12 protein-coding genes are annotated in these 16,129 nt (G+C 62.1%); 8 read left to right on the top strand and 4 right to left on the bottom strand.

Annotated elements, in window-relative coordinates; translation table 11 throughout:
• Nucleotides 1–135 precede the first annotated feature (135 nt).
• The gene (locus tag AC515T_RS01100) at nucleotides 136–507 is read right to left on the bottom strand and encodes a DUF6124 family protein (RefSeq protein ID WP_496531104.1); all 372 of its coding nucleotides are present in this window, start codon (nucleotides 505–507) and stop codon (nucleotides 136–138) included.
• 429 nt (nucleotides 508–936) lie between these two features.
• Between AC515T_RS01100 and AC515T_RS01095 the strand changes: the two genes are divergently transcribed.
• Entirely contained in the window at nucleotides 937–1,101 is a 165-nt protein-coding gene (locus tag AC515T_RS01095; protein ID WP_496533211.1) for a hypothetical protein, read from the top strand.
• Between the two features lie 990 nt (nucleotides 1,102–2,091).
• Here the strand turns inward: AC515T_RS01095 and lapD are convergent.
• The gene (gene lapD / locus AC515T_RS01090) at nucleotides 2,092–4,038 is read right to left on the bottom strand and encodes a cyclic di-GMP receptor LapD (RefSeq protein WP_496531103.1); all 1,947 of its coding nucleotides are present in this window, start codon (nucleotides 4,036–4,038) and stop codon (nucleotides 2,092–2,094) included.
• Nucleotides 4,039–4,052: 14 nt separating this feature from the next.
• On the bottom strand, nucleotides 4,053–4,676 hold the full coding sequence (gene lapG, locus AC515T_RS01085) for a cysteine protease LapG (protein ID WP_436278757.1): 624 nt from the start codon (nucleotides 4,674–4,676) through the stop codon (nucleotides 4,053–4,055).
• Nucleotides 4,677–4,947: 271 nt separating this feature from the next.
• On the opposite strand from lapG, the gene AC515T_RS01080 reads away from it, so the two are divergent.
• From AC515T_RS01080 to AC515T_RS01060, 5 genes are all read left to right on the top strand, one after another.
• Nucleotides 4,948–5,640: a GntR family transcriptional regulator gene (locus AC515T_RS01080; RefSeq protein WP_496531102.1), complete on the top strand. Its 693-nt coding sequence runs from the start codon at nucleotides 4,948–4,950 to the stop codon at nucleotides 5,638–5,640.
• 684 nt (nucleotides 5,641–6,324) lie between these two features.
• Nucleotides 6,325–7,101 carry a DUF3050 domain-containing protein gene (locus tag AC515T_RS01075; protein WP_496531101.1) on the top strand — a complete coding sequence of 259 codons (777 nt, stop codon included), beginning with the start codon at nucleotides 6,325–6,327 and terminating at the stop codon, nucleotides 7,099–7,101.
• Entirely contained in the window at nucleotides 7,098–8,030 is a 933-nt protein-coding gene (locus AC515T_RS01070; protein WP_496531100.1) for a diiron oxygenase, read from the top strand. Before AC515T_RS01075 ends, AC515T_RS01070 begins: the two co-directional genes overlap by 4 nt.
• Nucleotides 8,031–8,040: 10 nt before the next feature.
• Complete coding sequence (locus AC515T_RS01065) at nucleotides 8,041–11,568, top strand: amino acid adenylation domain-containing protein (RefSeq protein ID WP_496531099.1); 3,528 nt, start codon at nucleotides 8,041–8,043, stop codon at nucleotides 11,566–11,568.
• Between the two features lie 32 nt (nucleotides 11,569–11,600).
• Nucleotides 11,601–12,065, top strand: a complete 465-nt coding sequence (locus AC515T_RS01060) for an SRPBCC family protein (protein WP_496531098.1) — start codon at nucleotides 11,601–11,603, stop codon at nucleotides 12,063–12,065.
• 391 nt (nucleotides 12,066–12,456) lie between these two features.
• Here AC515T_RS01060 and AC515T_RS01055 read toward each other — a convergent pair whose 3' ends face one another.
• Nucleotides 12,457–14,337, bottom strand: coding sequence for a methyl-accepting chemotaxis protein (locus AC515T_RS01055; protein WP_496531097.1), 1,881 nt, complete (start codon nucleotides 14,335–14,337; stop codon nucleotides 12,457–12,459).
• Between the two features lie 278 nt (nucleotides 14,338–14,615).
• On the opposite strand from AC515T_RS01055, the gene AC515T_RS01050 reads away from it, so the two are divergent.
• Together AC515T_RS01050 and AC515T_RS01045 are read left to right on the top strand one after the other, a co-directional pair.
• Nucleotides 14,616–15,116: a sigma-70 family RNA polymerase sigma factor gene (locus AC515T_RS01050; RefSeq protein WP_496531096.1), complete on the top strand. Its 501-nt coding sequence runs from the start codon at nucleotides 14,616–14,618 to the stop codon at nucleotides 15,114–15,116.
• Nucleotides 15,106–16,107, top strand: a complete 1,002-nt coding sequence (locus tag AC515T_RS01045) for a FecR domain-containing protein (RefSeq protein WP_496531095.1) — start codon at nucleotides 15,106–15,108, stop codon at nucleotides 16,105–16,107. The genes AC515T_RS01050 and AC515T_RS01045 overlap by 11 nt, the downstream gene beginning before the upstream one ends.
• Nucleotides 16,108–16,129 lie beyond the last annotated feature (22 nt).

The raw sequence follows: 16,129 nt of genomic DNA, 5'->3' as shown, positions 1-16,129 counted from the left end.
GTCTGGGCTGACGCCATCGCGAGCAAGCTCGCTCCCACAGTTGATCGGTGTTGATCTCCATATTTCGATTCGAAACAGATCCAGTGTGGGAGCGAGCTTGCTCGCGATGGCAATCGTCAATCCACTGCAGGCCTGTCAGCCCGCCGCTTGAACCTCCAGCCGATCCATCGCCCGCTCCACCAGCAAATGCACCCCATCGGCCATTCGACTGATCGCCAGGATCACGCTGCGGCGTGAGCCGTCGACGTCATCCGCCAGGTCGGCGGCGATGGCACTGATGGACAGCAGGTCTTCGGAGGCATTGGCCAGGAGGGTTTCGGTGTCGATGTCCGGGGAGACCATGAAGAGCTGGGCGGTTTGGGTTTTTCCCGAGGCGTCATCGGTTGGTTTGGGATTGAGGTAATAGTCGAGGGCGCGTTGGGCGGCTTCGTCGAGTTTTTTGGATTTCGAGGATTTGTCGGAAGCATTGCCAGGGTTTTCTGGCGGATTCGGAGTTACTTTGAACATGTCGTGAAGCTCCATCTGTAGAAGTGGAACCGACACCCTTCGCTTGCACGCAAATGAGGTGGCAGCTGTACGCAGGTGTGCAAGACCGGGCAGACGGAACCCCGGCAGACTCCTTCTCGCGAAGAAATCTCCCACGCACAACCGCCATAAAGCGCTTGCGCGTCGTCTTTTAACCGGCTTGCACGCCAGTGTCACCGTTTTTTTCAGTGACAAACCCAGACTAGCCACGGGGCAGACGCCGGACAAGTTCACCAAGTTCGCTACAACTCGAAGGAAATCTCCTAGGACCTGACTTTTAGAGGGGGTGTATATCCGTTTCTGCGGTAACGGCTACTTACGGTTCCGCCCTGACGGCGGGTCACTTTTGAAAAGCGCAAAAGTAACCAAAACGCTCATGCCCCACCACTTGGTGCCTCGCTTAGGCTCGGCATGCCCGAACGAAGGCATTGCTCCGTGGGCCGCCGCGAAGGGCCATCCATGGCCCAGCGCGGCTACCTCGGCATCCATGCCGAGGTGCCCACTACGCAATGCCTGCGTTCGGCCATCGTGGTTAACGGGGCGCCCGAGATCAACGTCCTTCACGAGGCGGCCTGAGAGCCGACCTGGCTTAGGGTGATCGCGTTTCTCCTGTGGGAGCGAGCTTGCTCGCGATGGGCCAGCAAGCCCAGTAGTCATATGACTGAACCACCGCTATCGCGAGCAAGCTCGCCCCCACAGCGTTTACCGTTGATCAATCTGTGCCGTGATGGCTGAGAAGCTTTTGTGGCAAGGGAGCTTGCTCCCGCTTGAGTGCGCAGCGCTCATCGTTTTTTTGGGGGCCGCTGCGCGCCCCAGCGGGAGCAAGCTCCCTCGCCACAGGACCGTGCCGTTCCCAAACCCCTTGTGGGTATCCAACATCACCGCAAACTGATCCTCCGCCATCGCGAGCAAGCTCGCTCCCACAGTTGGATCGGGGTATGGCCGGAGAGACAGGTCGGCTGTCAGGCCGCCTTCGCGAGCAGGCTCGCTCCCACAATGGGATCGGAGTACGGCCGGGAGAGCCCAGGTCGGCTGTCAGGCCGCCTTCGCGAGCAGGCTCGCTCCCACAATGGGATCGGAGTACGGCCGGGAGAGCCCAGGTCGGCTGTCAGGCCGCCTTCGCGAGCAGGCTCGCTCCCACAATGGGATCGGAGTACGGCCGGGAGAGCCCAGGTCGGCTGTCAGGCCGCCTTCGCGAGCAGGCTCGCTCCCACAATGGGATCGGAGTACGGCCGGGAGAGCCAGGTCGGCTCTAAGGCCGCCTCGCTTCGGCTTTTGATCTGGGGGCCCCGTTAACCACGCTGGCCGAACGCAGGCATTGCGCAGTGGGCATCCCGGCATGGATGCCGGGATAGCCGCGCTGGACCATGGATGGTCCTTCGCGGCGGGCCCACGGAGCAATGCCGGAGTGAGGGCATGCCGAGCCTAGGCGAGGCACCGAGTGGTGGGGCAAGACCTTTTGGTTACTTTTGGGGCGTTTGCCAAAAGTGACACGCCGTAAGGGCGTAACCGCCAGCCGCCGTTACCGCAGCAATGGATATGTACCCGGTCAGAAGGTAAACAAATTCACCCCCACCGCCGAGGCTCCCCAACCAACTGCCCCTGCACCCCAAACAACCCCATCTCCCGAATCACCGCCAACTCCCCTTCCGTCTCAACCCGCTCAGCAATCAACGGCAAGTCAATACTGTGAGCCGCACGCTGAATCGCCTCGATGAACAAGCGCTTGTCGCTCTCCTGGTCAATCGCACGAATATAGCTGCCATCGATCTTCAGGTAAGCCAACCCCAACCGCGACAGGTTGCCAATCATGCTGAACCGCCCACCAAAACGCTGCAGACTCAGGGAAAAACCAAGCTCGCGCAGATGCCGAGTCAACTGTTCCAGCAGCGCTTGCTCCGGCAGTTGCTCTTCACCAATCTCCAGGGTCAAGCGCGGCCCAAGGTTGGAATGCGCCCGCAGGATCTCGAAGACCTTGTTCAGCGCCTGCGGATCGGCCAAGGTCGCCGAAGACAGGTTCAACGCCAGGGATTGTTCATGCCCGGCCATTTGCTCGAGCACCTGTTCAAGCATCAAGCGATCCAGGCGCGCCGTCCAACCGAAGCGCTCCAACCACGGCAGGAACCGCCCGGCGGGGATGGTCTGGCCCTGCTCGTCCAGCAAGCGCGACAGCACTTTGTAATGCAGCACCACCTGGGTGTCCTGGGCAGCCACCACCGGCTGGAAGTACAGCTCGAAGCGCTGATGACTCAAAGCCTGGTCGAGCAACGTATGCCAGGCATGGTGATCGTCGCCGACGCTCGCCGAGGCACTGTGGTCCAGACAGGCCCAGCCCGGTTCGCCCTGGCTTTCGGCCTGGGCCAGGGCCTGGTCGCCGAGCTGGAGCACCGCTTGCGGCGAGTCGCCATGGACGAACGGCGCCAGCCCGATGGAGGCCACCGACGCCACGTCAGTCGCTCCAGTGGCGTGCAGGCTCGCCAACGCACCTTCGAGGTTCTGCGCCAGTTGCAAGGCTTCCTCACGCACCAGACCGGGCGCCAACACCGCGAACTCGCCGCCGCGAATACGCGTGACCAGGTTGTGGGTTTCCGGATAGCGGGCGCACTCACGCTGCAATTGCTCACCCACCGCCTTAAGCAACTGATCGGTGCGCTGCCCACCCAGCCGCTGGTTCAAACCGGCCAGGTCCTTGACCCGCAGCAACAGCAGATAACCGGAACTGGCCTGCTCCGGGTTGCTCACCCGGGCATTGAGCTGCATTTCGAAATAGCGCCGGTTGGCCAGGCCCGTGAGGTTGTCCTGATAGGACTCGACCCGCAGTTTCTCGCTGCGCTCGGCCTGCTCCTGGAACAGCGCCTTGAGCTTCTCGACCATCTGGTTCATCGCCTGCACCACACGGCGCAATTCAGGCGTGCGCGGCAGCTCCGGCAAGCTCAGGAACTCACGTCGGGCGATGGCATGGGACTGATGCACCATGTAGTCCAGCGGCTTGAGCTGGCGACGCAGCAGCAAGGCCCCCAGCACCGCGCTTACGGCGCCGCATAGCAACAGCCAGCCCAGGCTGCCCAACGCGCTCTGCCACAGCTTGGCGAGGGCGAACATCGGGTGGCTGATCACCTCGACCCGCGCCGCCTGCTCCCAGCCGCGGCTGACGATGGCATCGCCACCGGCCGGTTCCAGGCCGATCAGCTTGACGAACCATTGCGGCACGCTGCCGGCGTCCGGCGTACCGGTGCGCTCGACCAGGGTCTTGTCGGTGGCCACGTCGACCACGCGGATGGTCGCGTAGTAGCCGCTGTCGAAGATCGAGCTGACCATCAACTCCACCATCGCCGGGTCGTCGATGTTCGGTGTCAACGACAACGCCAGCGCCGTGGCCGCGTCCTGGGCGTGGGAGCGCAACTGGTTGACGTACTGGGCCCGCGAGCTCTCCAGGCTGACCATGAAGCTGCCGCTGAAGGCAACCACCAGGAACAGACAGATAGCGATCAACAGCTGTTTGAACAAGGACATCTGAGCGCGCGCTCCTAGTTAGTCGTCTCGACCGGGAAACCTTCGGCCTGCATTTTTTTCAACACATCCTGCCACCGGGACAGGCGCTTGGTGTCACCCACTTTCTTGTTGCCCTTGGCGCCCGGCAGCCACAACCCTTCGGCATTGAAAGAGTAGACCGGGAGCAAGTCGGTTCGCTGGCTGGCCGGCTGGATGCCGTCGATCAGGCTGTCGAGGACCAGCGGCATCGCCTCGGGCGTGGCGTAATAGGTGAGCACCATGTGTGCACGGTTCTGCCGCAAGGCCTTGACGTAGGTGATGCGCAGTTTGTCACTGGACACCCCGAGATGACGCAGGCTGAAATACTTGGCGATGGCGTAGTCTTCACAATCGCCGGCGCCCTTCCATAGAGCCTGGATCGGCGTTTCCCAATAGTCGACTTCACGCCACAGGTCGATGTCCTCCACGTAGCGCACCTGTTTGTTGAAAAACAGGTTCACCACCTTGAGCTGTTCCAGTTCCGGGATCTGTTTCTGGGTCGCCAGCAATTGCTGCCACGCGTCGATCCGTTGCTGCCCTTCGCCCAGCGGCCCATATAACGCTTGCGCCCGCCGGCTGATCTGCGCAAAGTCCCAGTCGGCCCGCAGGCCGCCCAGCATCAGGCCGGCCAGCAACAATGCCGAACACAGCCAGCGCAAGGACCTGAGGACAGGGAACGGTGCAGCCAAGGGAAATACGTCCGAAAAGGGTCGTTGGAAATTCGTTGGATGGTGACGCCTGGCCCACCAAAAGACAATGGCAAGGTGCAATCACCGCAGGCAGACTAAACTTTAGTTCAGGAACCTCTGGTCGAGAGATTTTGACGGCTCGCCAACCTGTAACTAACGTGTGCCTGGATCCAATCTTTACTACCAAGCAGGGTGCGTTGTCGTGACACAGAAGCCCAAACCACTAAGCACTATCCAGATCAACGGTCCCATTCCCGCGGATCAGGCACGCTCGATCATCGAAGAGTCGCTGCGCGAGGCCATCCTCGATGGACGCTTGCCTTGCGGAACCGCCCTGCGCCAGCAGGAACTGGCTGACCTGTTCGGCGTGAGCCGTATGCCGGTGCGCGAGGCGTTGCGCCAGCTCGAAGCGCAGTCGCTGCTCAATGTGGTTCAGCACAAGGGCGCCGTCGTGGCGCCGTTGATCACCAACAATGCGGTAGAGACCTACGCCCTGCGCTCGGTCCTGGAATCTTTCGCCTTGCGCCTGTCCATCCCGCTGCTCGATGACAACGACCTGGCACTGGCCGCCCAGTACATCGAACAGCTGGAAACGGAAACCAATCACGCCGAGATCGGCAAGCTCAACCGGCTGTTCCACATGTCGCTTTATCACAAGGCGCCCAATGGCAAACTGCTGGACCTGATCGAGCGCGAGCTCAATGAAGAAGAGCGCTTCCTGCGCTTTCATCTGTCGTCCATGGGCCTGGGCAAGCTGAGCCAGGACGATCATCACGCGCTGCTCGACGCCGCGCGGGCCAGAGACATCGACAAAGCGATCGTCTTGCTGGAACTGCACCTGGAAAAAGCCTCTGTCACCATGCGCCGGTATCTGGAACAGCCGTCGAAGCTGTGATCCCACGCCGGCGCTCCGTCCGGCGTAAAAATTTCTTACATATCCTTCCGACTCACTTGTCGCCAGCGCGGCGCGGCCTGGCCGTGGCCGCGGCTCGTCGCCCCATCAGTTCAATGGCACTGCCATCGATTTGGGCTCACTCTTGCGCTTGTCGATTCAAAACAGACCTGAAGAAGTCAACGCCTGGCTGAGGCCAGGCGAATCGAAGCCAATACGCAAGGAGCGTCGTCCAACCGGCGGGATGATCGGATGTCCGACCGACGTCCTGCCCATAACATAAAACTTCCTTACTCCCCGATCCCTGAAGTGCTCCGAGTGAGGCATTCACTCGAACTATTCGATTCTGATACTCCTAAATCGGAAGGAGCTTCTTCGCCTCAATAAAACTTATATTAAAAGTTTTAAAAGCCCTCTTCGCGCCCAATAAAACACCCACTTTAAATAATTAAAAAAGTACTTGCCGCTTACTTGCTCCGTGTATTAGTTTTTTATTCGCCGCGTTACTGACGGCCCTTCCGACTTGCGAAAAGCCAAGCAAACAAGGGCATCGCAAGCCGAAAGCACGATTAAAAGAGAATACTCAAGCCACTTTGGCAATTCATGGATTTCGGTTCAGGCACCCGCTCGCCTCCATTAACTAACGAGCCGCCTTCCGGACAAAACATCATTGATGAGGACGTTCCAATGCAGCCATCCAAAGAACAACTATCTCTAAAAAAACGCGAACTTGGTCAACACCCGGTTTTTTCCGAGATTACATCAATCGATCTGTTACGCCGCTTTATGGAAAGCCATGTCTTTGCCGTCTGGGACTTCATGTCGCTGACCAAGCGGCTGCAACGCGAGCTCACCTGTGTCCACCTGCCCTGGCTACCGCCGGCCGACCCCCATGCGGCCCGCTTGATCAATGAAATCGTGTTGGGGGAAGAGTCGGATGACCGCCCTGGCGCCGGCTATTGCAGCCATTTCGAACTGTACCTGGACGCTATGCGGGAAATCGGCGCCGATACCCGCGCAATCGAGCAGTTCATCACCCTGCAGCAGGAAGGCGTCAGCCCCGAGACCGCGTTGGACAGCGTCAAGGTCGAACCGGCGGCGGCGCGGTTCGTCCGCCAGACCCTGCACACCGCCCTGCACGCCCCGGCCCACAGCGTGGCCGCCGCCTTCGTGCATGGTCGCGAGAGTGTCATCCCGCAGATGTTCCAGCGCATGCTCGACGCCTGGGGCATTGGCCTGGATCAGGCACCGACCTTTCGTTACTACCTGCAACGGCACATCGAAGTCGATTCCGAAGACCACGGGCCGGCGGCAGAAAAACTGTTGGCCCGGCTGATCGATGGCGACCCGCAGCGCGAAACCGAAGTCCTGGCCGCCGCGCTCGCCGCCGTTCACAGCCGCGCGGCCTTGTGGGACGGCCTGCGCCAGAGCATGGCCCAACCGGTTGCACAGGTGACGCCATGAACGCCGTCGAATACCAATCCTTCGCCGACGCCTGGGAAAGCCGCGCCACGATCCGTACCCGGCCACGGCGCCGGGTCGAAGACGACGACAAGCTGATCTTCCCCATGAGCCGCCAGCCCCTGGTGCACAGCCAGACCTTCCTCAGCCACTGCCCGCAGCTGCGCGATTTTGTGCTGGTGCAGAGCCTCTACAAGTTCATTAACGATGTGGTGATTTTCGAGACGGAACTGGTGGACCACACCGCCCGGCGCATCGCCAAGAACAGCTTTGGCATCGAGTTCCCGTTCGCGTGCCGTTATGACGCGATGACCGTGGTGGTGGACGAGGATTACCACGCGCTGGTGGCGATGGACTTCATGCAGCAGACCATCGACATGACCGGCATCGACCCTATCCCGTTGCCTGGGCAGATCGAACTCAGTCGCGCCATACCGGCGACCCTGGCCCGGGCCCCGGAGCATTTGCTCAGCGCCGTGGAGCTGATCTGCATCGCCATTGCCGAGAACACCGTGACCAACGAAGTGGCCGCCTTCGCCCGGGACGACTCGGTCAAGGCCTCGATCAAGGGACTGATGGCCGATCACTTGCTCGACGAGGGCCGGCACTCCGGTTTCTGGACGCGACTGGTACAGATCTACTGGCGCACCGCGCCCGAAGAAGACCGCGCGGCGATCGCATGCCTGATGCCCGGTTTCATCGCCCATTACCTGGCGAGCGACCTGCAGCAAGCCTTCGACTTCGAGCTGATCGCGCACCTGCCTGTCGACGAATCGGTACGCCAGTCGCTGCGTGAAGACGCCAGTGCGCTGGCCTATCCGATCAATCGTTTTCACCCGTTGGTGGGCAACATCACGCGCTTTTTCCGCGGCAGCTCGATGCTCGCGTCCCCCTGCGTACGCGACGCCCTCGCTGATTACCTGACCCCATGAGGACCTTTCGATGAGACGCCTCGACATTGCAGTGCCTGGCACCAGCCAGGCCATGACCGAACTGGCCCGGGAACTGGAGCTGCACGGCCACGGTGTGGTCCGGCAATCGCCGGCCGATCACGACGCGGTCGACCTGTTGATCGACGACGGGACGACGCCGCGAGCCATTGAAGCCCGTTCATGCCTGCAGATCCGCGTGGCGCTGCGCACGCGGCCCGGCGAGGCATTGCCGCAACCGGTACTGGTCTTTCACGACGGTGCGCAGCGGCCGTTGTGCCAGGACGTGATCGCGCCGCAACGCGATGGCAACGGTCAGTCCTTGCGCCTGCGTACGTTGGCGACAGTGGTCGAAACCGGCGCACGGCTGGTCAGCCAGTTATCCCGGGATGACACCTGCTTCGATCACTGGCCGACAGTACACGCCGACGCTGTCGCCCACCCCCTGCTCGGCCTCGATGCGCTGGAGCCGCTGGCCTTCGAGCACCGCCTCAACCGGCCGCCGGTACCCTGGCTGCTGGCCGCCGCCGACGTACCGGTGATGCACAGCATCGAGCAGCGCCTGCTCGCTGACGCAACGCAACCCGCCCTGTGGGTCGATGGGCAATTGATCGACTACAAATCCTTGCGCCGCCTGGCGCTGGGGTTGCAGCAGCCGATGCTGGAAATACTGCACCGAGCAGAACATGAGAAAGGAGCTGTTGGAGAATCTGTGGGAGCAAGGCTTGCCCGCGATGAAGACACCGATGCTCTCAACCAAACCGCGTCATCGTTCATCGGGGGCAAGCCTTCCTCCCACAAGGTCATCGGTGTGTGCCTGCCCAAGTCCGCACACCTGTACGCGGCGATTCTGGCGGTGCTGGGCTGCGGGGCGGTGTACCTGCCGCTGGACCCGCAGCACCCGGCGCAACGTCGGCGCTTTATCCTGGAAAATGCCCAGGCGGACCTGTTGCTGCACGACGGCGCCAGCGACCTCGGCGACCTCTCGGTGCCAACGCTGAATGTCCACCAACTGCCAGCGCCCAAGCCCGGCATCCCGGCTTCGCTGATCCGCCGTACGCTGGACGGCGACGAACCGGCCGTGGCGATCTACACCTCCGGCACCACCGGCCAGCCCAAGGGCGTGCTGCTCAGCCATCGCAACCTCAGCCATTTCTGTGCCTGGTACGGCGACTACGTCGGGTTGCGGCGCGACAGCCGGGCGTTGCAGTTTTCCACCATCAACTTTGACGCGTCGCTGCTGGATATCCTGCCGACCTTCATCCACGGCGCCTTGCTGGTGGTGCCCAGTGAAGACCAGCGCCGCGATCCGCAGCAACTGGTGGCGCTGATTCACCAGCAGCGCGTCAGCCACGCCTTTCTGCCGCCTGCGCTGCTGAGCGTCATGCCCCTGGATGCGCCGCTGGGCCTGGCGCACCTGATCACCGGGGGCGATGTCTGCGAGCCGTTCGTGATCGAACAGCTCGCGCCACAATGCCGGTTCCACAACATCTACGGCCCGACCGAAACCACGGTGCTGGCGACCACACGCCCGTTCGGCGTCGGCGACAACAACCGCAACCTCGGCGTGCCCATCGCCAATGGCCGGGTGCTGATCCTGGACGAACAGTTGCAACCGGTGCCCCAGGGGGTTCCCGGCGAGTTGTACATCGCCGGGCCGGGCGTCGGCCTCGGCTATCTGAACGATCCGACACTGACCGCAACGCGTTACCTCGACCTGACGCTGCCCACCGGGCAAACGCTGCGGGCCTATCGCACCGGCGACATCGGCCAGTGGACCGACGATGGCATCGAACTGTGCGGCCGCCGCGATAACCAAGTGAAGATCCGCGGTTTTCGGGTCGAGCCCGAGGAAATCGAGCACTGCCTGCGGGAAAGCCAATTGTTTCGCCAAGTGGCGGTGGGGGTCGATGAACGGCGGCGGATCCTGGCGTTCCTGGTGCATCCCGAGCCAGCGCACCCCGGTGCCGCCCTCCAGGCGCTGCGCGAGCATGTGCAAAACAGCTTGCCCAGCTACATGCATCCGACGGCCTACGTCGAATTGCCCAGCCTGCCCTACACCAGCAACGGCAAAGTCGATCGCCGGGCATTGCTCGCCACGGCGGTGCAGGTGCCCGTCGATGGCCAGCGGCGCCAGCCGCAGAACGCCCTGGAGACCCAACTGCAGCAACTGTGGGCCGAGTTGCTTGAACTGCCGGTCGACGACATCGCCACCGACGAAAGCTTCTTCAACCTCGGCGGGCACTCGATCCTGCTGTCGCGACTGCTGCTGAGCATCCGCCAGACGTTCGGCCGCAGCTTGTCGATCAACCGCTTCATCGAAGCCCCGACGCTGATGACCTTGGCCAAGTTGCTAGACGACCCGGAACACAGCGGCGCCTCGGTCCTCAGCCCCCAGGCCTTCATCGATGCCGAGGCCGAGCTCAACCTCGAACCGCTGCCCATCAGCCAATGCGGCGATGTGCACAAGGTGGTGGTGACCGGCGCCAACAGCTTTCTCGGCGTGCACATCGTCGAAGCGCTGCTGGCCTGGGGCGCCACCGAAGTCGCGTGCCTGGTACGCGCCAGCGCTGAACACAGTGCAGCCGAGCGTTTCTCCCAGGCCCTGCGGGACAATCACCTGGCCCATCTGGACCTGGACCGCGTCAGCGTCTATGCCGCCGACATCACCCAACCGCAATTGGGTTTGCCGGACGACGTCTACGCCCGCATCGACCGCACCTTCGGCGCGCTGGTGCACAACGCGGCCCACGTCAACCATGTGCTCGACTACGAGTCGTTGGCGCGGGACAACGTGGAGCCGATTTTCGAGTGCCTGCGCCTGTGTGAGGGGCGCAGCAAGAAGATCTTCAATTTCGTCTCCACGCTGTCCGCCTCCAGTGCCCTGGATGCCGATGGCCAGGTGCTGGAACAGCCTGCCGCCGAGACGCCGCCGATCTACATCAAGAACGGCTACAACCTGTCCAAATGGGTGGGTGAACGGATCCTGCAACGGGCCCGTGATCGCGGGGTTTGGGTCAATCTGTTCCGCCCCGGCAACATCAGCTTCAACAGCCTGACCGGGGTCTGCCAGCCCCACAAGAATCGCTTGATGCTGATGCTCAAGGGTTCGATCCAGCTCGGCCAGGTGCCGGACCTGTCACTCAATTTCGACCTGATGCCGGTGGATTTCCTGGCCCGCTTTATCGCCTTCCACGCCAGCCGCTACCAGCCCACCCAAGCGGTGTTCAACCTGCACAACCCGCAGCCGTTGAGCTGGGACGCTTATGTGGCGTCGTTCCGCGACAGCGGCCGGGAGTTTTCCCTGGTGAGCGTCGCCGAGTGGCAACGGCAACTGGCTCGGGTCGATGCCGACAATGCGTTGTTTGGCGTGTTGGGTTTCTACCTCAACGGCTTCGAGGAAGACATCGGCGACATCTCGCTGATCAGCCACGACAACGCCCGCGCCGGCGTGCGGCAGATGGGCGCCAGCTACCCGGAAAAATCCCCGGCCCTGCTACGGCGCGGTGCCGATTACCTCAAGGCCATCGACTTCATCTGAAACACCCTCAACCCAAAGCAAGGAGCAAGACCATGAGTGCATTTCAACCCGACACCCTGATCAAGAACCCCCACGCCTGCCACGTCGAAACCTCGGTGGAGGTCGCGGCTGACGCGGCACGCGTCTGGAACATCGTGGGTAATTTTGGCGGCTTCGATCAATTCATCCATGCACTGGAGCACATCGAAATGACCGGCAAGGGCGTGAGGTCCCTGCGCAAGAAATTCTTCCGCGATGGGCAGAACCTGGTGGTGGAACAGCTCAACAGCCGTGACGACCAGGCCATGCACATGACCTGGACGCTGATCTACAACACACTGGGCATCGACAACCTGTGGGCGGCCATGCGCGTCGAACCCCTGGCGGACAACCGCTGCCGCGCCACCTGGACCATCATCGCCGACCACACCGACGCCCATACACCGTCGGGCTTCAGGGACTTCCTCCAGGGCTTCGCCGATGAGGCGATGGGGAATGTGCAGGGGATGTTCAAGTAAGCGGCAATGCCCTGTGGGAGCGGGCTTGCTCGCGAAAGCGGTGGGTCAGTTTGCAGTCATTTGACTGGACTGCCGCCATCGCGAGCAAGCTCGCTCCCACACTGAGCTGGAGTGAACCCAAGACTCAGGCTCACCAACCATCCCCTGTGGAAGCAGAGGTGGATGCGAAACCCAGGTCCACCGCCAGTCCCCTGTGGGAGCAAGCTTGCTCGCGATGGCGCTGGACCATTCAACCCAGCATCCGTGGCGAGGGAGCTTGCTCCCGCTGGCCTGCGCAGCAGGCCCCAGCATGCTTACAGGCGGACCGCGTTGGTTGGCTTTACGACTGCTGCGCAGCCGAGCGGGAGCAAGCTCCCTCGCCACAGGGGAATGGGTCGGCTTGCGACTGGGGTCAGATCTTGAAGCTGTCCACCAGTTGTTTCAATCGATTGGCCTGTTGGGACAAGGCATCGCAATCCTTCAGGGTTTCATTCAGGTTGGCCACGCTTTGCTGGTTCAGCAGGTTGATGTGGCTGACGTCCATGTTGAGGGTTTCCACCACAGCGGTCTGTTCTTCGGTCGCGGCGGCCACCGACTGGTTCATGCCGTCGATCTCGCCGATGCGCTGCGTCACGCTGACCAGTCGCAGGCCGGCCTGGTTCGCCACTTCCACGCTTTCTTCGCTGGAGGTCTGGCTGGCGTTCATCGTGGTCACCGCTTCACGGGAGCCGACTTGCAGCGAGGTGATCATCTTGTGGATTTCTTCCGCCGACTCCTGGGTGCGGTGCGCCAGGTTGCGCACTTCATCGGCCACCACCGCAAACCCACGACCGGCTTCACCGGCACGGGCCGCTTCGATCGCAGCGTTCAGCGCCAGCAGGTTGGTTTGCTGGGAGATGCCCTTGATCACGTCCAGGATGTGCCCGATGTTGTCGGTGCTGGCGTTCAGGGTCTCGATCTGAGTGCACGAAAGACTGATCTTCTGCGACAGCTCGGTCATGGCCTGGATGGTTTTTTCCACCACCTGGCGACCGTCATCGGCCTGTTCGCTGGCACCGCTGGCATGCTGCGAGGCATCGGCGGCATTACGAGCGATTTCCTGGGTCGCGGCGCCCAGCTGGTTGATGGCCGCAGCCACACTGTTGGTGCGGGCACTCTGTTCATCCGAACCGACGAGCGAAGCGTTGGACGACGTCATCACCCGCTGCGACAGGTCATGCACCTGGCGCGTGGCGGAAGACACTTCCGAGATCGACGCATGAATCCGCTCCACGAACTGGTTGAACGAACCACCCAGCACCGCGAACTCATCCTTACCCTGCACCACCAGGCGCCGGGTCAGGTCGCCTTCGCCCTGGGCGATGTCCTGCATGGCGCGGCCCATGGTGGTCAACGGGCGCATCAGTACCTGGATCAGCATGCTCAGCAGCAACGCAATGGCCGCCACCGCGACGAACATCGCAATCAGCGCAGACGTACGGAACTGGCTCAGCGGCGCGTAGGCCTTGGCCTTGTCGATCGACAGGCCGATGTACCACTCGGCGTTCGGCAGGCCGGTGACAGGGGTGAACGAAAGAATACGGTCCTGCCCGTTCAGTTCAACCTCCTGGATCCCCTTGCCGATGCGCACCGGGGTGCCAGGGTAGATGTCCTTGAGGTTCTTCATCACGTGGTCTTTATCCGGGCTGACGATCACCTGACCGTCGCCGCTGACCAGGAACGCATGGCCGATACCACCGAAGTCCACGGAGTTGATGATTTTCACCAGGGTTTCCAGGCTCAGGTCGCCGCCCACCACGCCCAGCAGTTCGCCGTTGTGCTTCACCGGCAGGGCAACGGTCACCACCAGGCCACCCACCGCGGCCAGGTAAGGCGGGGTCAACATGGTTTTATCGGCGGTCACCGCCTGTTTGTACCAAGGGCGCTGACGCGGGTCGTAGCCGTCAGGCATTTTGGCGTCAGGGCGTTGGGTGAAGACACCGTTGGCCTGGCCCACATACGTGAACTGGAAGTTCGACGTCAGCGCCGGCTGATCGACCAGCCCCGGCAGATCGGCGGTTGCCCCCTGATGCGCGATGTTTTGCGCCAGGTTTTCCAACACCAGTATCCGCCCACTCATCCAGTTCTGGATGCTGCTGGCCGTCAGGTCACCGGATTGCTCGATGGACGACTCAAGGCTGCTGCCAATGGTGTTGCGCTGCAAATAATCGTTGTAGAGCGTGAACAGGGCAAAAGCCAGAACCACCACACCAGAGGCGGCGAGAAGGATTTTGTGACTGAACTTTAGATTCATCGATGGGCTTCTTATGCAAAGAGTGGGGTTGCATTCCAGTTGCAATATTTTCATGTAAAAACAGGAACAGGCTTTTTGCCATGCTCCAGTTTGGTGCACGCTTATCACTCTGTCGGCAAGGGCTTGGAAAAAATGAGGGTTATAGAGAATTGGGCGACGGGGGGTAGAAGTACAGGGCGCGGGAACCTTCAGTGGGTGGCGAACGGTGGTTGCAAATTCGCCGGGCGATGATGACAATGCGACCTATTATCATTTGTAGCTTCCAGGCTGTCGCGTCCATGTCATCTCCCGAGTTTGCAGTACAGGCGCTCTACAGCCGGCATCACGGCTGGCTCAATACGTGGCTGCGCACCCGGCTGGGCAATGCCGCCGACGCGGCGGACCTGGCCCAGGACACCTTCATGCGCCTCTTGCAGCGTAGCGAACGCCTGGAGCTTCGGGCCCCACGCGCCTTTTTGCGCACCATTGCCCAAGGCCTGGTGATCGACCATTGGCGGCGAGCAGAAATCGAACACGCCTACCTCCAAACCATAGCTCACCTGCCGGAAGCCGAAACCCCGGGGGCCGAAGCCCAGGCGTTGATCTTGGAACTGCTCGAAGCCGTTGCCAGAATGCTCGAAGGCCTCAAGCCGAAAGTGCGCAGGGCCTTTCTGTTAGCCCAGTGCGAAGGCCTGACGTACAAGCAGATTGCCGAGCAGATGGGCATCTCCTTGCGCTCAGTGGAGCGCTACGTCGCCGATGCGCTGTATCACTGCTATGTATTGCGCTATGAAAGTTGAGTCGGCGGATCACTTGCAGAGCCGCCGCAACGGCCCGTCGCAACAGGTGGTCAGGCAGGCGATCAACTGGCTGCTGCGCCTGCGCAATCACACCACCCACCCGACCCTGCGCCAACAGTGCGAAGCCTGGCGCGCCGCCCACCCCGAACACGAACTGGCCTGGCAACGGGTGCAATCGCTGCACAGCGAATTGACCTCGAACCTGCGGGCCGTGCCCGGTGCCCACATCGCCCTGGACACCCTGGAAAACAGTGCCCAGCGCCTCAGTCGTCGCCAGGCCCTGAAGTTGCTCTCGGGCGTTGCCGTGGTGGGCGGCGCGGCATGGCTGGGCAAGGATCCGGGCTGGCAGGCGTGGAATGCCGATTTCGCCACCGCCACCGGTGAACGTCGGGGGTTCCAGTTGCCGGACGGCACGCGGCTCGAGCTCAATACCCACAGCGCCGCCAACCTGGACTTCAGCGCCCGACAGCGCCTGATTACCCTGGCCCGTGGTGAAATCATGGTCGCCTGTGGTCGCGACCCGGGGCGGCCGCTGCTGGTGAAAAGCCGGCATGGCCTGTTCGAAGGGCTGGAGGGGCGTTTCGTCGTGCGCCAGGACAGCGACTGCACGCGCTTGAGCGTCACCAGCGGCCGAGTCGTCATCCGTTCGCACTCCAACAGCGATGGCTCGCCCATCCAGGTCGAGGCCGGGCAAAGCTACCGGGTCGGCCCCTCGACAGCGGCCCTGACACCGCTCCTGGACATGGACGCAGGCGCCTGGGCCGACGGCTTGATCGTCACCCGCAACATGCGCCTGGAAGACTTCCTCAATGAAGTAGGCCGCTACCGCCCGGGTTATCTGCACTGCGCGGCGTCGATTGCCGACCTGCGCCTGTCAGGGGTGTTCCGTTTGGAGGACACCGACAAATTGCTCGCCGTCCTGCCCCGCACGCTCCCGGTGCAGCTGCGCTATCGAACCCGTTGGTGGATCACGGTGGAACGCCTGGCTTGATTTTTTTTTGGCGGGTTTCAGG

This window comes from Pseudomonas sp. FSO-7 (assembly GCF_059579345.1).
The sequence above is the reverse complement of the archived record's forward strand: the minus strand, read 5'-3'. Positions and strand labels throughout refer to the sequence as shown.